Below are 19,403 nucleotides of genomic sequence, written 5' to 3'. Positions count from 1 at the left end.
GTTTACAGAACTTTTTCAATCGCTATAATCGTCGCCCTAACACGCCGGTATAGCTCAGTTGGTAGAGCAACTGACTTGTAATCAGTAGGTCCCGGGTTCGACTCCTGGTGCCGGCACCATATTAAAAAGCCTCGCAGCGATGCGAGGCTTTTTTTTGCCTGACGAAATGTCCTTCCAGCCCGGCCTTCGGTGGGAGCATCTCCCAAGGCGACGAGTAGCGCTGATGCAGAGCCAAACAGCTAGTTGAATAAGCTATACTCTCGGGCACACATCCGTGGAGAGCAGACGTGGAAAAGCTGAGTTTTCAAGCCAAAAAAGCCTACTTCGCCAAACACCGTAAATCCAACTTCGCGGCCAGCTTGCGCCTCGAGGGTTTTACGACCTCTCCAAATGACGATCACAAGCTTCCCACTCGCGAAGCTGCGCTCATGGCCGTTCGGCAAATCAAAGCTTGAGTAGTAATGACAAATACGGGGTCGATCAGGATCCCTACTGTTACCGGGGAACAGGTACCCTCAAAAACCTACTTGATTTGCATGATGAGGACGACCTCAACGAGGCCGAACGCTATCTCACCGAAGCTGCCGCAGAGCGGCTTGAGTTCATAGAGCCGCCATACAGCCTGGATACTCTGAAACAAATTCATCGTACCCTATTCTCGGCTATCTATAGTTGGGCCGGCGAGATCCGGACGGTAAAGATCAGCAAAGGTGGAAATCAGTTCTGCGTCCCTGACCGCATAGAGCCGGAAGCCGCCAGAGAATTCCGAAAAGTCGAGTCCAACGGCTGGTTTGAAGGCTATTCACGCGACTTACTGCTCAAAGCCGTCGCCGAGTCCTACAGTACGTTGAACGTCGCACATCCCTTCCGAGAAGGTAACGGACGAGCCCAGCGGATGCTGTTCGAATGGATCATCATCAACGCGGGTTACGAGATCAATTGGTGGGAAGTCGACAAACAAGAATGGATTAAAGCGAATCATCAGTCATTTCATGGCGACGATGGCCCGCTGATCCAGATATTTGATCGTTGCATTGGTCTGCCGATCATGGAAGACAATGCAGACGACGCCTGATGGGGAGTGAACAAGCCCCATGAAAAAAGACAGGACAGCGTTTCCCCCGGCGACCAGCTATACAAGCGCTACACACTTTTGTGACAGATAAAGAAAAGGGCCACCATTGCCGGCAGCCCTTGAAAGTACGCTTGATATTCATATACACACCCTCAAGCAGGGGTGTGGGGGTCTCACTCTACGCTGATGATCCAACCATCGACGGGGTTCCTACGCCAGTTATAGCCGCTGGATGGCAACTGGTTTCGCGCTCACGGCTAAATTAGGAAAATAGGGGTCAGAGCATGTTTTCAATAATGGTGGTCTGACCCCTGTTTCCTACTTCTGACACCCTACGTCACTATTGCAAAGCGGAATTAGGGGACATAGAGCCAGTTGCAGATAGCAGGCCATCGCGCTAACCTCCTTCACGTCGCTGCTCATCAGCGACCGGGCCTGGAAACCCGAAACCGAGACGCACGTAGCGTCGTCAAACAATCAGCGGACGCTTTTTTTGTGCCTGCCGTTTGTGCTTCATGGCGGTCGTGTGCGGGAGACATTCGTGTCTGCCGAGTTGTCTCTGTCTCGGTTTCCAGCCTGCGCACGGCTGCCACCCATCGCCTGGAATCGATGTGTGGCCGTCTCAGTTGGTCATCACAGAGGTTTCACACCATGCTTAATTACCGTAGTGCCGTCCGTCCCAATGCCGCCACCCTGTACGCAGGAGGTGAGCAATGAGCACCCCACCCGCAGAAGCCAAAACCATTGGCGCTCAGACCTTCGCAGATTGTGGCGAGGAAAAGTCCCATCTGAAATTGTTTCGAGTCAATGCTGGGGTTCCTATTCTCGAAGCCCTTGAACACGCAGCACACGTTCTCTACTACGCAAAAATGCTCTCGCTTGAAGCCGCCATGGACCCCAAGGCGGAGAAGTTCGCATTTGCCTCGCACTACCTGTGCGAAATGGGCAAAGCGATTGTCGATGACCTGCTTTCGGCTATGCAGCCAGGCGGGCCGCACCCGCAGTAAGTAGTCCGCGCCCGGTGCAGTGCATCGGGCGCCTGAAGCACAGTGTTCAACTACAATCAAACTGATATAACTTGATCGTTCAACGACCACTAATGGAAAATACATCCTCAATCGGCATGAGAAACGGCTTATCTATATCCCGCTCAGGTTCTGGAATGTAACTATCTAAATTCTCAAAAAGTTTCAAAGATTTTGCAGCAGGAGACAAAGCATAAGTTACAACTGCAATTCGCTCACCACTTGGGCGATCAAATAACATCACATTTTTGACCGACGAATTAGTTTTAGACTCAACATCTGACTTTACCTTCCCAGCAGTATCCGTGATAGGGGACAGATCCACCAGCAAAACCGTAACGTCTATCATGATAGCTCTCCTCAAGTATCGAAACGTAAAAAACCTGCTCAAACTAAAGGCAGGCCAACCTACGGTAAGACGTAACATTTCCGCCATCTACTGTTAAACGTAACAGGTCTTTAGACCAATTCTGACCAACTATTATTACGACAAATCATAAAAATCAGGCCTATACTTTGGCAATTGAAAAACACACGCGCACACTTCTACCTATATATGCCCCCTACGAGCTCATCTATCAATCCATTCTATGCCTCGATCCATACGCAACCGCCCATTCACCTGTAAAAACAACTGCCTGATCGACCGTATTTCATTATTCATATACACCCGATCAATCTTTTCCACATCCCCAAACCCCGCCGCATTTTCCGGCATGGAAAATAGTGGAAAATAGGGGTCAGAGCATGTTTTCAATAATGGTAGTCTGCCCCTGTTTCCCAAACTGTTCGACGGCGGCGGCATGTACCTTTTCGTCAAACCCAATGGCGTGAAGACCTGGCGCTTGAAGTACACCAAGCCCAGCGGCAAGGAAGGTACGCTCATCATTGGCAATTACCCCATCGTTACCGCCAACCTCTCCCGGTCGCTGCTCATCAGCGACCGAGGCTAAAAACTCCATTAACTCAGAGAATGCCGCACAGTTTACGTAAATGTTCACGCGGCTCACCACCGGCAAGTATCATTACTCACCCTGAATTATTTTTGCTCCGTATTGAAACTGAGCCTCATTAACTCGGATCATCTCTCCAATGAAGGTTACAGACTGCCCAACGTGTAATGGACCTCCAGACACCACGTCCGAGTCGGAAAAGGTATAGTGATTGAGATTTTTTGTGTTCTTATCTGCAATTACCCCCCCCGAGCACTCAGAACTATATGACAGTACCGTACCGGAAAGTATGGTCATTCCCACCCTATACGGCCTACCTTGAACCAAGGTAGCTCTATATCCAGGGGTCCCGCCACTTAAAGATACTTCTTCAGTAAAAAACACAAGCTGGTCTTTTTCCAACGTCTCACCAGATACCACGTCCGAGTCATGAAAAACATAACGTTTCATGCTTCCCGCCTCGTCGCCTATCGTCCCCGTCTGGTACTTGGGATCATAAAATAAAACCTTTCCATTAAGAGTGGCCATGTGCACGCCTCCGAATAGTATGTTTGAAATTGCAAACATTTAAGCAAATTCACTATCACGAACCCGTGTACTATTCCACAGCATCAAAATGGCCAACACTGTTAGAAACAACAGGAAGTTAGATTAATTTGAATTATCCCTTATCGCCGGTGGTTTACTCCGTGAAGGCGCCTGCTCTCAGTGCTGCGTGTACAGGTCAATTGCTTGGAGAACAGCGGTCAATAGGGGCAAGGCCATATTTTCAATCAGATAACGAAAATCATGTTCTTCCCCTGACTCCCCCTAACGCCCAAAACCATCAACCCCCCAACTACTCCGACAACGACTCGATCATCTGCCCATGACACACCGCCAAAATCTCATCAGCCAGCGCCGAGTCGTCAGGGCAGGCGCGCGATAGCGTGATCGCGCCGACCGCGCGTGCCAGCAGGTCGATCATTTTCTGCCTTGCCTCACCCGGCGCCGCATCCGGGCCGGTCGGGTATTTTTCGCCGAGCGTTTGCAGCATGTGCTCGATGCCTTCAGCGAATGCCGATTTCAAGTCGCCCGATTGACGCGCTGCGTCACCGCACAGCGCTGCCATGGTGCAACCCGTGGCGCGTCTGTCGCGATGGTCCCTGGAGACGTACAGATCGATGAAGTCCTTCACGCTCAATGCTTCGGCGTTGGCCAGTGAGTGCGCAAGGCTGTTGGCTGAGGCTTCGGCCATTAGGTCGGCCTTTGAAGCGAAATGTTTGTAGAAACCGCCATGGGTGAAACCGGCGGCGGCCATCAGGTCGGCCACGCCGACTCCGTCAAAGCCGCGCTCGCGAAACACGACTGAGGCCGTTTCGACGATGTGCTCCCGATTTGCCTGGGCCTGAGCCTTGGACACTCGCATGTTCGATACCTCTCTGCCGCTGAAATTCATCGGCTGATGATACATAGATGTCGACCATAATCAAAACCGTTGACAGTTTAGATTTCGATCATCATCCTAATCGCAAGCGAGATGACCATTTACCAACGGGCACGGAACACACACCCATGAGCGACTTGAACCTGTTTACCCCCTACACACTGGGGGCTCTGACGCTGTCGAACCGCGTGGTTCTCGCGCCACTGACGCGCAATCGCGCCGGAAAGGGTTTTGTACCGAGTGAATTTGCTGCGGCCTATTACAGCCAGCGGGCCAGTGCGGGGTTGCTGATTTCCGAAGCCTCGCAGATCTCCCAGCAGGGGCAGGGCTATCAGGACACGCCAGGTATTTACACAGCGGCTCAGATAGAGGGATGGCGCAAGGTGACCGATGCTGTACACGCCAAGGGCGGGAGGATTTTCCTACAGCTGTGGCATGTGGGCCGTGTTTCCCATGTGGATCTGCAACCGCACGGCGCGGCGCCGGTAGGCCCTTCCGCGCTGCATGCGGCGACCAAGGTGTTCGTCAACAATCGCTTCGAGGACGTTTCCGAGCCGCGCGCGCTGGAAATTGACGAGCTCCCAGGCATCGTCAACGATTTCCGCCAAGCGGCGGCAAACGCCATTGCGGCAGGCTTCGACGGCGTGGAAATCCACGGTGCGAACGGTTATTTGCTGGATCAGTTCATCAAGGACGGCGCTAACCTGCGCACCGATGCCTACGGCGGCTCGATCGCAAACCGTGCGCGCCTGCTGCTGGAAGTGACAGCCGCGGTGGCCGCCGAGATTGGTGCTGATCGCACGGGGATTCGCCTTTCGCCGGTCTCGCCGGCCAATGGGGTATCGAGCAGTGATCCACAGGCTCAGTTCGATTACATCGTCGATCAACTCAATGCCCTGGACGTCGTTTATCTGCACGTCGTCGAAGGCGCAACCGGTGGGCCACGCGACGTAGCGCCCTTTGATTTCGACGCCTTGCGCCAGCGCTTCAAGAACACTTACATCGCCAACAACGGCTATGACCTGGACCTGGCCACGGCACGCCTTGCGCACGACAGGGCCGACCTGATCGCCTTTGGCCGCCCGTTTATCGCCAACCCCGATCTGGTGGAGCGGCTCAAGGCCGCTGCGCCACTGTCCGCCTTCGACCCCTCCACGCTCTACGGCGGCGGCGCGGCGGGATACATCGACTACCCAACGCTTGCCGAATCCAGCACCCGCGCGAACTGAGCATTGGCTGATCGAGCCCGGTTTTATTCGTGCATCAATCCATGTTCCCGATAAAGAGCTGACATCATGACAACTTACCCTACCGTTCTCATCACTGGCGCTTCCACTGGCATCGGCGCGGTTTACGCCGAGCGTTTTGCCCAACGCGGGCATGATCTGGTGTTGGTTGCCCGCGACCACGCGCGCCTGGAAACGCTCGCCGCAAAGTTGCGTGGCGAACACAACGTCGCCGTTGAAGTGCTTGCGGCCGACCTGACTCAACTCGGCGACCTGCACACCGTCGAAGCGCGCCTGCGGGATGACGCTCGCATCGGCATCCTCGTCAACAATGCCGGTGCCGCGCAGTCCGGCAGCTTCATCGAGCAAAGCACCGACAGCGTGGCGCAGCTGGTGGCCCTCAACACCACTGCGCTGGTGCGACTCGCCAGCGCCATCGCGCCACGCCTGGCCAAAGCCGGTGCAGGCGCGATCATCAACATCGGTTCGGTGGTGGGCCTGGCGCCTGAGTTTGGTATGTCGGTCTACGGGGCGACCAAGGCGTTTGTGCTGTTCCTTTCCCAAGGCCTGAGCCTGGAGCTTTCGCCTCAGGGCGTTTATGTGCAGGCCGTATTGCCCGCGGCCACCCGCACGGAGATCTGGGATCGCGCCGGTATCGACATCAACACCTTGAGCGAAGTCATGGAAGTGGCTGACCTGGTCGATGCCGCACTGGTCGGCTTCGATCGCCGCGAACCGGTGACCATTCCGCCGCTGCAAGAAGGCGAGCGCTGGGATGCCCTGCAAACCGCACGTCAGGGTCTTTTGTCGCAAATCAGACAGTCCGTCGTGGCGCCGCGTTATTTGACTGAAGTCTGAACCCTGTCGAGCAGGTCGGCTTCGCTCCGCAATCGCACGGAATAAACATGACTCTTTTGGCTAGCAGCAATCATCCCGGTTCACCGTCGTCATTTATCCACGCGGCGAACCAGTCGGTTCTGGTGCGCGGGATACCTTTTGCCTACCGCGATCTGGGCCCCAGAACGCAGGTTCCGCTGGTCATGTTCAACCATTGGGGGGCAGTGCTGGATAACTTTGACCCCAGGATCATTGACGGTCTGGCGAAAAACCGGCGTGTCATCACCACCGATTACCGTGGTATCGGTGGCTCGGGGGGCGTCGCGCCGTTGACCGTCGGTGAAATGGCTGACGATGGCATCGGTTTTATCCGTGCGTTGGGTTTGGACAAGGTGGACCTGCTCGGCTTTTCACTCGGCGGCTTCGTCGCTCAAGACATCGCCCTGAAAGCCCCCGAACGCGTGCGCCGGCTGATCCTCACCGGAACCGGACCGGCCGGCGGCACAGGCATCGACAACGTCGGCTCGGTGACCTGGCCGTTGATGCTCAAGGGTCTGCTGACCCTACGCGATCCCAAGTTCTACCTATTCTTTACCGGCACGGCCAACGGACAACGCGCCGCGTCCGAGTATTTGCAACGGCTGAAAGAACGCCAGCAAGACCGGGACAAAGGCCCGACACCCCGTGCGTTTTTTCGGCAATTGAAAGCCATTACTGCGTGGGGCAAGCAGGCGCCGCAAGACCTCGGGCGCTTGCAGATGCCGACGCTGATCGCCAACGGCGACAACGACATCATGGTGCCCACGGTCAACTCGCTTGAGCTGGCAAAACGAATCCCCGACGCGCAACTGGTCATTTACCCGGACGCCGGGCATGGCAGCATTTTCCAGCACCCTGGCGATTTCGTGAGCAAGGCCTTGGCGTTCCTCGACGCCTGAACGTCTCATCGCATCAACGTTGCCGGGGCCGCGCCCCGTTCTCATTCCACCGACAAGAGCGTTGCAACATGAAGGCATTTTTTATCGACCGCTACGGCAAACAGAACGGCATGCTTGGCGAAGTGCCCGACCCTGCGGTCGGTGTGCATGACGTTCTGATCCAGGTGCACGCAACGAGCGTGAACCCGTTGGACTCGAAGATCAGAACCGGCGAATTCAAACTGATCCTGCCTTACACATTTCCATTGGTCTTGGGCAACGACCTGGCTGGGGTGGTCGTTCGCACAGGTTCGGCGGTGACGCGGTTCAACCCGGGAGACGAAGTCTATGCACGCCCTCCCGAGGATCGGATCGGCACGTTTGCCGAACTGATCGCCGTGAACGAAAACGCACTCGCGCTGAAACCCTCGAACCTGGACATGGCCGAAGCGGCGTCCGTCCCCTTGGCCGCCTTGACGGCCTGGCAGGCGCTGGTTGAGACCGCCCAGCTGAAAAAAGGCCAGAAGGTGTTGATTCATGCCGGCTCCGGCGGTGTCGGCACGTTTGCCATCCAGCTCGCCAAACACCTCGGCGCTTTTGTTGCAACCACCACCAGCACGGCGAATGTCGAATGGGTGAAGGCGCTCGGGGCGGATGTGGTCATCGACTACAAGAAGCACGACTTTGCGAGCGAATTACACGATTTCGACGTGGTATTGAACAGCCTGGGCAAGGATGTGCTGATGAAATCGGTCGAGGTTCTCAAGCCCGGTGGACAGCTCATCTCCCTCTCCGGGCCACCGACGGCAGCCTTTGCCCAAGCGCAAGGCTTGTCCTGGATGCTGCGACAAGTCATGCGCCTGCTGAGCAACGGTATTCGTAGAAAAGCCCGCAAGCACGGGGTGAACTATGCATTTCTGTTTATGCGGGCCAGCGGCGTACACCTGCAAAAAATCAGCTCGCTTATCGAAGCTGGCGTCATCAAACCGGTCATTGATCGTTCCTTCCCTTTTGAATCGACGGCAGAGGCGTTGCGCTACGTCGAGCAGGGCAGATCAAAAGGCAAAGTCATCATCACTCTCCAATAAGCGCACTCCAACAATATGTCAGTCGATAACGCGCACGCCGCCAAGTATCAGCCCCCAGCGCCTGAACCAGAGGAACCGCCACCGCACACAGGCGCCGTTGCAACCGCAAGTTGTACCTGTGGAAGCGCCGATAATCATTTGGTGTAGCTTGATGCTTGAGCAGTAACGGGAAAGGGTCGCCGAAAGATGAGCCTTTTTGTTTGTGCCTGCTCACGATGTTTCAGGTTGCGCTGGCAATTCACACACAGAATATGGCATTTCGCCACCTTTCCAATTGACACCCCCTCCCCACCACGTTAAAAACCCTGTCTTGCTGCTGCCTTTTATCGAGACATGGATGTTGTCGCCCCCCCCGCTGTTCAAATACCGCCGCTATTGGCTGGCGGCCCTCATCGTGCTGCTGGCGATCCTCGATCCTTTCGGCCTGGCCAGTTCCAGCGACAAGGCGTCGGCGCAGTGGCTCAACCGGATGTTCGCCAGCCACTACGCCCATGAAGGGCAGCAGCGGGTGGCGGTGGTGTTGATCGATGACGCGTACCTGATGCGCAACGCCACCTCCTGGCCGATGCCCTATGGCGAGCAGAGCAAGTTGTTCAAGCGCTTGCTGGCGTTCAAACCCAAGGCGGTGTTTGTCGACTTGCTCTACAGCCATGACCACTCTTTCGGCGACCCGGCACGGGGCAGTCAGTTATTGGCGAATGTGTTCGAGCGCTATCAACGCCAGGGCATTCCGTTGTGGCTGGCCAATACCGGGGTGGAGCGGGGTGAGGCAGGCCAGGCCAATACGCTGGCACCGTTTGTCGAGGTCAGCCGCCCGGGCCTGGTGGCATGGGATGGAGTCGATGACAAGTACCCGCTGGCGGTGAATACGCCCATAGGCCTGATGGAAACACCGGCCCTGGCGCTGTACCGCGCATTCTGTGGGACACAGGCCTGCCCGTCGCCGCCGGTGGACGCCCAAACCGCCGCACGCCGGCAACCGATCGCGGTGCAATGGGGGCTGAAGCTGGCACCGGAGCAGGCGCGGATCGCCGACGTGCGCCACTGCGCACCGGCGCGGCATTTTTTGCTGGATGGCCTGGCGCAGTTGCTTCAGGCGGTGTTCTGGAAACTCGATGGCTCGGAGCAGGCACGCTGCCCTTATACGCTGACGTTGGCGGCGAGCGACCTGGAAGTCAGCGACCCGGACGACCAAGCCCTGGTCGCCGAGTTGCTGCGCGACCGTCTGGTCCTGGTCGGGGCCAATATCACCTCGACGGGTGATCTGGTGGAGTCGCCGGTACACGGCCAGCTACCTGGCGTTTATCTGCATGCCATGGCCCTCGACAACCTGATCAATGCGGGCATGGACTATGACCATGAGCCTGCCAACTTCCCTGGCCTGCCCTTTAATTGGCTGGACCTGCTCGAACTGGGCCTGCTGGCGTTGATTGCCGTGCTCAAGGCGCTGCACGCGCGGCGGCTGGCGGGTCAGCGCACCTGGAGCCGGTGGCGGCGCCAGGAAATCTGGTTTTTTTCTTCGCCGTGCCCGTCATGGCTGCTGGTGATGTCGGTGCTCGTCTCGGTGAGTGTGCTGCTGAGCGTCAGCCACATCACGCCGGTGAACGTGTTGGGCATTGTTTTGCTGTCGTTGGTGCTGTTCAGCGAACGTATCGAAGCCTTCTTCGATCGCGATCGTTGAGCGCGTCGCTTTGTCATTTGACTCAAGGAATCCAAGGATGAACAGAAGTCTGATCGTCGTGCTCGTTGCACTCTTCACCCAGGGTGCCTGGGCGGAAACCCACAGCATCAAGGCGTTTCTGGCCGACCCGGTGGCGGTGCTGGATGAGCAGGGTAAACAACAGCGCGAGCTGCCGAAAAAAGACGCGCCGACCCAACCCGTCCCCGTGTTGCAGTACAACAAAGCGCTGGATCTGGTGCAGGTTGAGCTGGCGGGTCAGAAAGTCTGGCTGGACACCATGGACCTGCGCATCGAACCGCCACTCAATGTGGTCGACCTGCCCTGCCAGGGCCTGACCAAGAGCCAGACCAAAGACAGCCGCAACAACTCCACCATCGGTTTTGGTGCGGGCTGCAATCAATAAAAGGAGCGGTGCGGTGAAGGGATCTCTATTGGCAGCCAGCTTACTGGCCAGCACGGTACTCAGTGGTTGCGCGACATTGAAGGGCGCCGACCAGGCGTTCCTGAACCTGGTGGGTCCGTCGACCCAATCCAGGGTCCAGGGCCACTACGTGGATAACACCGACGTGCGCCAGTACTACAAGCTCGACCCGCAACGCCAGAGCCAGCAGCGCTTGAGCTATGACGGGCGCGCCGTACCGGCGGCCGAAGCACGCCAGCAGAACCTGGTGGATATCCCGATGCTGCAGGTGTATCTGCAGGGGATTGTCACGCGCCTGTCCAAAGGTTGGCCGGGGGAGTTGCCGGCCTTGCAGGTGAAAATCACCGACAGCTACAGCTTCGGGCCCTCGGCGGACCCTTACGGCAATGTGTTCGTGCCGCTGGGCATGCTGGACAACGTCGGCAGCGAAGATGAAATCGCTGCAATGCTCGGCCACGAAATGAGCCACGTTCTGCTGCATCACCATGACCGCATGGCGGCCTTCCAGCAGCAGAAAGAGATGTTCACCACAGTGGCCTCCACCGTGGCCTTGGCCACCATGGCCGCCGATACCGGCGTGGACCGCAGTTCCGGCACGATGAAGCTGTTCAGCAAAGACCCCGCCGGCACCCAGAAAACCATCGGCAACACCGTGCTCTACACCACGTTGGCCAACACGTTTTCCGACCATGTGTGGAGCACCGCGTGGGGCCGCACCCAGGAAGACCAGGCCGACCTGCTCGGCACCGACTTGATGATCCGCGCCGGTTACGCGCCCCGTGCCGCCACCCATAGCCTGGAGCGCCTCAACGACTTCCAGGGCAAACAGAAACCGTTGCTCAGCGGCTTCCTGACCGCGCGCAAGAACGCCATGCAGGATTCGCTGCAGCAGTTCAATCTCAACCGCTTCACTCAGGAGCTGGACGTGCTGGTCAAAGATGGGCTGACCACCAGCATTTCCGCGACCACCCAGTATTTCAATCGCTCCCACATGTCGGCGATGGATCGCGACACCGAGTTGCGCCAGTACCTGCAGCGCGAGTACCGACAGGAGCGCCGCGCGCGCATCAACCCCGAGAGCTGGGCGAAGATCAAAAGTACGCCACAAGTGGCCAAGGCCATGCAGGGCTACAAGGACGCCTACTTCGCCAACGACGCCCTGGAGAAAAACAAGCTGCCTGCGGCCGACGGGTTTATCCGCAAGGCCCTGGCCTCGCCGGTCAAGGACCAGCCAAGCATCCGGCGCACGGCGTATACCGTGCGCCTGGCCCAGGGCAACAGCGGCGAAGCCTTGAAAGAGTTGCAGGCCATCAAGGACTGGAGCCTGGCCGGCCCGTCGACCTATGACCTGATGATCAGCTACCACCTCAAGCGCGGCGACGGGCAATCGGCACTGGCGATGATCGACAAGGCCGAACGCAACCTGGGCTCGGAAGAGCTGTTCATCACCGAGAAGTTGCTGGCCAACCAGCAACTGCAGAACGCGCAGCAGGTGCAAACCGTGCTGCGCAAGTGCGAGCAATACCCGACCCGCAAGGCAAACTGCAAGAAACTGGCGCCAGCCAAAGCCTGATGCTGACGATTTAGCCTACAGAGCCCTCCTCCTTCCCGCGGCGCTTTTTCCTAACGCCCGGGAAGACCGCTCCTCTCGCCCACCCCACCTGTTCTTCGGTATAAACGTTCGCTTTCTGCGTTGCGAACGGACTCCCATGAACGCCATAAAACTGCTTTTCCTGCTGATCATTTTTCCCTTGCTGCTGGCCGGCGTTGGAACATGGCAATTGCAGCGCGCCACCGAGGGCGCGCGGGTTCCCGAACAAGCCCAAGCCTATGTCAACGTGCTGATCGGCGTGGCCGCGCTGGCCGGTACGCAATGGGCGGGGCGGCGCGCGCAGCAGTCGCGAGAACAGTTGCTGCAGGTATTTTCCCTGGGCAGCCGGTTGTTGCCCTACGTGCTGGTGAGCCAGGTGGTGGCGATGGCGAGGTGCTGTTGCAGATGGCGCAGCTGTGCATCGACAACAAGAAGATCGAACCCTATGAAGGCCTGACGCTGATGACCGACTACGTCAACGCATCCCTCGCCCGCAAGATTCTGCAAAACCGGCAGGACTGAACCCGCGACATAAAAAAACCCCGAACCAGTCGGGGTTTTTTATCGCCTGCAATCAGGCGCGACGCCGGATCAATTAGAAAACGTTGATCGGGTAGTCGGCGAACAGGCGGAATTCGTTACCGCCTACGTTGTACTTGTCAGCGTTGTTGGAAACGCGCAACCACGAGGCACGAGCACGCAGGCTCAGGTCTTTGGCTGGGCCGCTCTGGACGATGTACTTGAACTGGTTAAAGATTTCACGCTCGGTGCCATCGCCACGGCCACTGCCGTCGTCGATGTTGGTACCGCGCACGTAAGCCACGTTGTAGGTCAAGCCAGGTACACCGAAGGTAGCGAAGTCGATGCCGTAGGCCGCTTGCCACGAACGCTCGTCCTTGCCGTTGAAGTCGGACCAGTAGGAGTTGGCCAGCAGGATGGTGTTGCCGCCGTCGCCGATGCCGCCATCGTTGCGGTAGCCGCCGTACAGGTAGCCGGTGTCGCCGGTGCTGCGCTGGTGAGCGACGGTGAAGCTGTGCGGACCAACAGCCCACGTGGCGCCCAGGCTCCAGATTTTGTTGTCGCGCGCGTCTGCATCACCTTGGTTTTCCAGGGCGAAGCTGCGATCCAGCTTGGTCTTGTAGCCGTTGAAGTCAAACGTCAGCGACTGCTTTTCCGGCAGGGCCAGTACGTAGTTGACGTTGACGTATTGCTTCTTCAGCACGTCCTGCATGTCGGAGGCGTACAGCGCTGCCGACAGGCTTTCGGTGAATTTGTAGCTACCACCGATGTAATCGATGCTTTTCAGACGGCCGCTGTCGGTACCTTCAGCGCTCTTACGCGCTTCCTTGGTGAAGTGACCCGCGTCCAGTTGCAGACCTTCGATCTCTTTGGAAAGGATCGAGGTACCGGTGTAGGTTTCCGACAACAGACGAGAGTTGTCGTAAGCCAGCACGGGCACGTTCGGGAACTGGTCGCCGTACTTGAGCACAGTGTTGGACAGGCGGAACTTCACCGCCGCGCCGCCTTTGGCCAGGTCGTTGGCAGCCGAGCCGCTGTCGCCTTGCTTGAAGAAGTCGATACCGCCCGCGCCGCTGCGGCCTTTACCGCCGTCCAGGCGAATGGCGTATTGGCCAATCACGTCCACACCCACACCGACGGTGCCTTGGGTGAAACCGGACTCGAACTTGCCGATGAAGCCTTGGCCCCATTCGGCCTTGTCTTGCTTGCCGTTCTTGTAGTCACGGCTGATGTAAGCGTTACGTGCGGCGATGTTCAGGTGGCTGTCTTCAACGAAACCCTTGGATTGCTCCTGGTCGTTTGCCATGGCTGTCGATGCGCTCAAAATCCCCAGAGCGATCAGACTCATCCGTTGTTTCAACATTTCTTATATTCCTTATTACTGGTTGAGTACGCGCTATGACACCAGGCTCCATATTGCTGTTTTGGTGTCGACTTTTTCCGAAAAAAACAAAGCCCGCGGACGACTGAACTGCCGCGGGCCTTTTCTTATTGGTTAAGTCATGGCTGTTAGCCACAGGCGTTGGACGCAATGCTAGTCTCGCGTTGAACTATGTGTCAATTTCGCGAATCGTCTGTATTTAGGCAAAAAAATTCTAAGCCACGGCCTACAGCGCTTTGGCCATCGCCTGGAAGTCTTATCCATACAGAAAAAATACGGACTCACTAACATATTTTATAAGTCGAACGCGTGGGAACAGGCATGCGCCCAAATGCAAATAATTGTCATTATTCTCAAGTAAGGTCTTATGCGCTTAAGCGAACCATGTGACGCAGATTCAGCCCGAAGATCTGTCGTCACATCATGGTGAGGGGAACCTGCCGTTTCTGAGACTGAACCGACTTTAAATGAGAGCCTGCTCGCGACAGGTATAGCTCAATCACTTATTCAGTGAAGGGCACACCGCAATAGCGAACATGTTCCCTCGCCGATGGTTGATCGGCGAGTTCTCAGTTATTCATCAATTCGCACAATGCGTGCATTTCTTCGTCGCTGAACAAGCCTGCCGGGTAGCGCTCACTCATCACACTGAATAAATCAGGCGGCTGCCTGACCTGCCGTGAGCCATGTGCCTTCAACCAGAGCGCCAGCGCATGGATTTCGTCACTGTTGACTCGCACGGGGTGGAACGTGCGCGTGTGCATCAAGTTGATATCGACATTCATTTCAGCGCTCTCTCCTACTGCATGAGCGGCTAACTTACTCAAGGTTTATGACAGAACTGCGCAGTCATCACCGTGGGCCACTGTGACAATACCAATACAAGAGCTATGCCAATGTGCAGTATTTATAGGCAGTTGGACACAAAAAAGCCCACGGCCTTACGGGGCCGCGGGCTTGCTGTGAACGCTAGAACCGAGTGGCGCTCGGTCGTCGCTCCGACGTTGTTACAACCGCACTCAATTTTTCTGCGGGGCAGGCTGTTGTTGGGTCAGGCAATGGATATTGCCCCCACCCAGTAACAGTTCGCGGCCCGGCACCATCACCACTTCGTGCTGCGGGAACAGGTTCTGCAGGATTTCACGGGCCCGGTTGTCCAGCGGGTCGTCGAAGCTCGGCGCGATGATGCCGCCGTTGACGATCAGGAAGTTGACGTAGGAACCGGCCAGACGCACGGAAGGGTTGCGCTCCTGGCTGCCGTCCATCGGGTCCACACCCGCGCACTCTGCTTCGGTGGCATAAAGCGGCCCCGGAATCGGCATTTTATGCACTGTGAACGAGCGGCCCCGGGCATCGGTGCTGCTTTGCAGCACGTCCATGGCGGCGTGGCAGCGTGAGTAGTTCGGGTCTTGCGGGTCGTCGGTCCAGGCCAGCAGCACTTCGCCCGGGCGTACATAGCAGCAGAAGTTATCCACATGGCCGTCGGTTTCGTCGTTGAACAGGCCGTCTGGCAACCAGATGATCTTATCCACAGCCAGGTTGGCGCTCAGCACCGCCTCGATGGCTGCACGGTCGAGATGCGGGTTGCGATTGCGGTTGAGCAGGCATTCTTCGGTGGTGATCAGGGTGCCTTCGCCGTCGACATGAATCGAGCCGCCTTCCAGCACAAACCCTTCGGTGCGGTAGCGCGGCGCACGCTCGATCTCGAGGATCTTGCCGCCGACCTGCGCGTCACGGTTCCACGGCGCATACAGACCGCCGTCAAAACCGCCCCAGGCGTTGAAATCCCAGTTTACGCCGCGCACTTCGCCACGGTTGTCGATCACGAAAGTCGGGCCGGTGTCGCGCACCCAGGCGTCGTCGCTGGACATTTCCACCACGCGGATATTGGGCACGTCGAGGCGGGCACGGGCGTTTTCGTACTGGCCGGCGGAAACCGCCACGGTGACCGGCTCGAAACGCGCGATAGCCTTGGCCACCGCCACGTGCGCGGCCTGCGCCGGCTTGCCACCCAGGCGCCAGTTGTCCGGGCGCTCGGGCCAGATCATCCAGGCCTGGGTCTGTGGCGCCCATTCGGCAGGCATATGAAAGCCATCGGCGCGAGGTGTGCTGTGCAGGGTGGTCATGGCGATCAGGGCTCCGAAAGGGTGAAGGCCGACTTTATAACCGATAAAAATCGGCCTTAAAAGCATCAAAACAATATAGCCGATAAATATGACAGCATTTAACCGATAACAATCGATTATTTATAGCTGTTCATCCAGCACCTTCGACAGCATGTCGACAAAGAAATCCACACTGCGTCTGGAGGTGACCATCGGCGGCTTGATCTTGAGAATATTCAGGTAATCACCGGTCGGCTGCATGAAAATCCCCAGCTCACGCAAGCGGTCGCACAGCAGTGTGGTCTCTTCGGTGGCGGGTTCCAGGGTATGCCGGTCGCGCACCAGCTCCAGGCCCAGATAGAAGCCGGACCCATGAACCGCGCCGACCAACGGGTGACGATCGATCAGGGCTTCCAGCCGCGCCTTGAAATGCGCGCCGACCACTTGGGCGTTTTCCCAGAGCTTTTCTTCCTCCATCACATCCAGCACCGCCATGCCGATCCGGCAACTGACCGGGCTGCCCCCCGAAGACGAGAAGAAATACCCCTCGGCCTCCAGCGCCTCGGCAATCTCGCGACGGGTGATCACCGCCCCCAACGGCTGACCGTTGCCCATGCCCTTGGCCATGGTAATGATATCGGGCACCACGCCCTGCTCTTCAAAGCCCCAGAAGAAATGCCCCATGCGGCCATAACCCACCTGAACCTCATCGGCGATGCACACGCCACCTTGGGCGCGCACCAACGCATACACCTGCTGCAAATAGCCCCGCGGCAGGGAGATGCCCCCGGCATTGCCATACACCGGCTCACAGATGAAGCCGGCCAGTTGGCGCTGGCTAGCGGCGATTTTCGCCAGGTTGTGTTCCACACTTCGCACGTAATCCGGCGCGCTGTCCTGCCCGCGGAACTCGCCGCGATAGGTATTGGGCGCGGTCACCGGGTGAACCCAGTCCGGACGACTGCTCAGGGCCTTGGGGTTGTCGGCAATCGACGTGGACACCGCATCCGCCGCCACCGACCAACCGTGGTAGGCCTCCAGCACACTGAGCATGTCGCGCCCGCCGCTGTAGGCCCAGGCCAGGCGGATGGCCAGGTCATTGGCCTCGGTGCCGCTGTTGACCAGGAAGACCCGGTCCATGCCGTCCGGCGCCAGCGCCAGCAAGCGCTCGGAGAATTCGGCAATCGCCGCATAGTGAAAGCGCGAGTTGGTGTTGAGCAGCGACCACTGCCGCGCTGCCACCGCTGCCATGCGGGGGTGACCATGGCCGAGCACGGCGACGTTGTTGAGCATGTCCAGATAGGAACGGCCTTGCATGTCGATCAGATGGTTGCGCCAGCCTCGTTCGATGCGCGGCGGATCGACGTAATAGTGCTTCTGCGAGCGCGCGAAGCTGGCGTCGCGTCGCGCCAGCAGGGCTTGGGGGTCGAGCTCGGGTTCGGCATCGCAGGCCAGCCCCAGCAGCGCCGAGGGTGACGGGCATAGCGCTTGCCACGCCGACGCCCGGCTCGGCGTGCAGAACAGCGGTGGCTCAACGTCAGCGCGGCACCATTGCACAGTCAGGGGGGCATGGACCTCGCCCAGTATTTGCCCTTCCACCACCGCCGCTCCCGCGCTCAATGAGGTGCTTACGCCCCACAAGCGCAGGCTCAACGGACCATCCTGCACGCACAGCAAGCCATCGGCACCGACACGCAGCACCCCAGCGAAGGGCGCCTCCACCGCTGTACCGTGGGGCAAGTGCAACTCGACATGCAGCGGGAACGTCTGCGGCTCCGTGGCGCTGTCCGGGCAGGTGCGCGACAAACGGTATTGGCCGTAGCGACTGGCGGCCAACCCGTGAACCGCCGCAGCCTCGTCCAGTAAGCGCCGGTCAATCCCCGGCTGCTCCCAATTGCCCGCTTCGAAGTGTGGGCTGAGCACTCCCAGGTCGATCAGCGCGAACTCGCGTCCCACCAGCCCCGGCAAGAGCGGCGCGAACCCCTCGCTGGCGATCGGTGGCAGCGTCTGCCCGACACAGAGCAGGATCGCCGCCTCCATCAATTCAAACGGCACCGACGTTGCAACCTGGAAAATTTCCCACTCATGCTCGGCGTTTTTCAACAGGTAGTCGTTATCGGGGTCCAGGCGTTGCTGCTGTTCGCTGCTGAGCACCAGCACCGCCGCACGGGCGACGATCAGCGGCCATAGCGCCTGCAGTTCTTCGCGCTGCAACGGCGTAACAGCATGACAGGCCTGGATTGCCGGCAAAATGGCAAAGGGATCGCCCTGGGCATGGTGCAGCAAGGCGGCGCAGGTCACCGACAGGTCGGCGATGCGCCAGGTGTGTACCAGATCGCCGAAATCGATCACCCCCTGGATCTGCCAATGACGCAGGGCATCGCGCTGCCAGACCACATTGTCATCGGTAATGTCCATGTGTACCGCTTGCCACGGCAAGTGATCCGCCAGGGGCCGAATGCGCGCACCGACCCGCTCGGCGACTTGCTCCAATGCCGCGCGGTGGGGCAGGTCTGGCAAGGTCGCCAGCAGGTGGCTGATCAGTTCCTGCGCGTGGCGGGGGTCCCATTGCAGGGTCCGCTCCAGGCCCGGATGCGCAAAATCGGCCAGCGCCTGGCTCATCCGCCCGCACAAGTCACCGAAGCCTGCGATGACCTCGCGGCCCACGTGAGGCAGGTGGGTCAAGGGCTGGCCGTCGATGTAATCCAACAGCCGCAGGTGCAGGGTTTGCCCGTCGACGGTCACGGTCAGCAGGTCCTCACCGGTCAGGGCCTTGATGACTCGGGGGACGCGCAACCCGTCCTGCGTCTGCAAGGCGCGGAGCGCGGCATGCTGGGCGTGCAATTCGACGGCGGCGTAGTCGCCCAGGCAGATTTTCAGAACAAAGCGGCCATGGTGGGTGTCGACGCTGTAGTTGAGGTCTTGTTGGCTGCCAAGTGATTGCAATGTGCCGCCAAGGCCATAATGCCGCTCAAGCAAGTGTGCAGCCTGATCGGGCCCCACTTGCGGGCAAGGCAGGCTGGTGCGATGGATCAACGTGGCAAGCAACATGATGAAGACCTCTGTTTTTATCAGGCGCCTATATCGCCATTGTTGATGGGGGTTAAGCAACCCCCCAACGTGCCGCGCTTGCACAGATCCGCGTCACAACTCAAGCT

General features: G+C 58.3%; 17 protein-coding genes, 1 tRNA gene and 3 pseudogenes. 13 read left to right on the top strand and 8 right to left on the bottom strand.

All coding sequences use genetic code 11. From position 1 onward, the window contains the following. Positions 1–43: 43 nt before the first annotated feature. The 4 genes from MOQ67_RS02640 (at position 44) to MOQ67_RS02625 (ending at position 2,082) form a co-directional block, all read left to right on the top strand. Positions 44–119 (top strand) — tRNA-Thr (locus tag MOQ67_RS02640). 168 nt (positions 120–287) lie between these two features. Next, a complete protein-coding gene (locus tag MOQ67_RS02635) occupies positions 288–455 on the top strand; it encodes a YhfG family protein (RefSeq protein ID WP_090234743.1) in 168 nt (55 codons plus the stop codon). After that, the gene (locus MOQ67_RS02630) at positions 452–1,075 is read left to right on the top strand and encodes a Fic/DOC family protein (protein ID WP_057005789.1); all 624 of its coding nucleotides are present in this window, start codon (positions 452–454) and stop codon (positions 1,073–1,075) included. Before MOQ67_RS02635 ends, MOQ67_RS02630 begins: the two co-directional genes overlap by 4 nt. A 713-nt stretch (positions 1,076–1,788) precedes the next feature. Further along, positions 1,789–2,082, top strand: a complete 294-nt coding sequence (locus tag MOQ67_RS02625) for a DUF3077 domain-containing protein (RefSeq protein WP_017848532.1) — start codon at positions 1,789–1,791, stop codon at positions 2,080–2,082. A gap of 82 nt (positions 2,083–2,164) precedes the next feature. Here the strand turns inward: MOQ67_RS02625 and MOQ67_RS02620 are convergent. Both MOQ67_RS02620 and MOQ67_RS02615 read right to left on the bottom strand, forming a co-directional pair. Then, positions 2,165–2,266, bottom strand: a pseudogene (locus tag MOQ67_RS02620) (hypothetical protein); the annotation flags it as partial. A gap of 405 nt (positions 2,267–2,671) precedes the next feature. Beyond that, positions 2,672–2,818: pseudogene (locus MOQ67_RS02615) on the bottom strand (phage portal protein); the annotation flags it as partial. Between the two features lie 64 nt (positions 2,819–2,882). Between MOQ67_RS02615 and MOQ67_RS02610 the strand changes: the two are divergent. Further along, positions 2,883–3,026: pseudogene (locus tag MOQ67_RS02610) on the top strand (Arm DNA-binding domain-containing protein); the annotation flags it as partial. A 99-nt stretch (positions 3,027–3,125) separates the two neighbouring features. On the opposite strand, the gene MOQ67_RS02605 reads toward MOQ67_RS02610, so the two are convergent. Together MOQ67_RS02605 and MOQ67_RS02600 are read right to left on the bottom strand one after the other, a co-directional pair. Beyond that, a complete protein-coding gene (locus tag MOQ67_RS02605) occupies positions 3,126–3,581 on the bottom strand; it encodes a hypothetical protein (protein WP_102617751.1) in 456 nt (151 codons plus the stop codon). Between the two features lie 310 nt (positions 3,582–3,891). Beyond that, positions 3,892–4,461 (bottom strand): TetR/AcrR family transcriptional regulator, encoded by a 570-nt coding sequence (locus MOQ67_RS02600; RefSeq protein ID WP_198718711.1) that lies wholly within the window; start codon positions 4,459–4,461, stop codon positions 3,892–3,894. Positions 4,462–4,607: 146 nt separating this feature from the next. Between MOQ67_RS02600 and MOQ67_RS02595 the strand changes: the two genes are divergently transcribed. The 8 genes from MOQ67_RS02595 (at position 4,608) to MOQ67_RS02560 (ending at position 12,697) form a co-directional block, all read left to right on the top strand. Further along, on the top strand, positions 4,608–5,708 hold the full coding sequence (locus tag MOQ67_RS02595) for an alkene reductase (protein ID WP_198718710.1): 1,101 nt from the start codon (positions 4,608–4,610) through the stop codon (positions 5,706–5,708). Positions 5,709–5,774: 66 nt separating this feature from the next. Further along, positions 5,775–6,563: an SDR family NAD(P)-dependent oxidoreductase gene (locus MOQ67_RS02590; protein WP_046488723.1), complete on the top strand. Its 789-nt coding sequence runs from the start codon at positions 5,775–5,777 to the stop codon at positions 6,561–6,563. Positions 6,564–6,610: 47 nt separating this feature from the next. Further along, a complete protein-coding gene (locus tag MOQ67_RS02585; RefSeq protein ID WP_198718709.1) occupies positions 6,611–7,480 on the top strand; it encodes an alpha/beta fold hydrolase in 870 nt (289 codons plus the stop codon). 68 nt (positions 7,481–7,548) lie between these two features. Beyond that, positions 7,549–8,547, top strand: coding sequence for an NADP-dependent oxidoreductase (locus MOQ67_RS02580; protein WP_198718708.1), 999 nt, complete (start codon positions 7,549–7,551; stop codon positions 8,545–8,547). 337 nt (positions 8,548–8,884) lie between these two features. After that, on the top strand, positions 8,885–10,228 hold the full coding sequence (locus tag MOQ67_RS02575; RefSeq protein ID WP_017848540.1) for a CHASE2 domain-containing protein: 1,344 nt from the start codon (positions 8,885–8,887) through the stop codon (positions 10,226–10,228). 37 nt (positions 10,229–10,265) lie between these two features. Then, the gene (locus tag MOQ67_RS02570) at positions 10,266–10,631 is read left to right on the top strand and encodes a hypothetical protein (RefSeq protein ID WP_017848541.1); all 366 of its coding nucleotides are present in this window, start codon (positions 10,266–10,268) and stop codon (positions 10,629–10,631) included. A gap of 13 nt (positions 10,632–10,644) precedes the next feature. Further along, positions 10,645–12,222 carry a M48 family metallopeptidase gene (locus tag MOQ67_RS02565; protein WP_026140221.1) on the top strand — a complete coding sequence of 526 codons (1,578 nt, stop codon included), beginning with the start codon at positions 10,645–10,647 and terminating at the stop codon, positions 12,220–12,222. Positions 12,223–12,358: 136 nt separating this feature from the next. Then, positions 12,359–12,697, top strand: coding sequence for a hypothetical protein (locus MOQ67_RS02560; protein ID WP_198718707.1), 339 nt, complete (start codon positions 12,359–12,361; stop codon positions 12,695–12,697). Between the two features lie 138 nt (positions 12,698–12,835). On the opposite strand, the gene MOQ67_RS02555 is transcribed toward MOQ67_RS02560, so the two are convergent. The 4 genes from MOQ67_RS02555 to MOQ67_RS02540 form a co-directional block, all read right to left on the bottom strand. Continuing rightward, positions 12,836–14,122, bottom strand: a complete 1,287-nt coding sequence (locus MOQ67_RS02555; protein ID WP_198718706.1) for an OprD family porin — start codon at positions 14,120–14,122, stop codon at positions 12,836–12,838. A gap of 587 nt (positions 14,123–14,709) precedes the next feature. Continuing rightward, positions 14,710–14,925, bottom strand: a complete 216-nt coding sequence (locus MOQ67_RS02550; protein WP_017848546.1) for a hypothetical protein — start codon at positions 14,923–14,925, stop codon at positions 14,710–14,712. Positions 14,926–15,159: 234 nt separating this feature from the next. Further along, positions 15,160–16,266, bottom strand: a complete 1,107-nt coding sequence (aguA, locus tag MOQ67_RS02545) for an agmatine deiminase (RefSeq protein ID WP_126585930.1) — start codon at positions 16,264–16,266, stop codon at positions 15,160–15,162. A gap of 120 nt (positions 16,267–16,386) precedes the next feature. Further along, positions 16,387–19,296, bottom strand: coding sequence for an aminotransferase (locus MOQ67_RS02540; RefSeq protein WP_198718349.1), 2,910 nt, complete (start codon positions 19,294–19,296; stop codon positions 16,387–16,389). Positions 19,297–19,403: the final 107 nt, after the last annotated feature.

This window comes from Pseudomonas sp. LY-1 (genome assembly GCF_053502595.1).
This window is presented reverse-complemented; position numbering and strand designations above follow the sequence as displayed.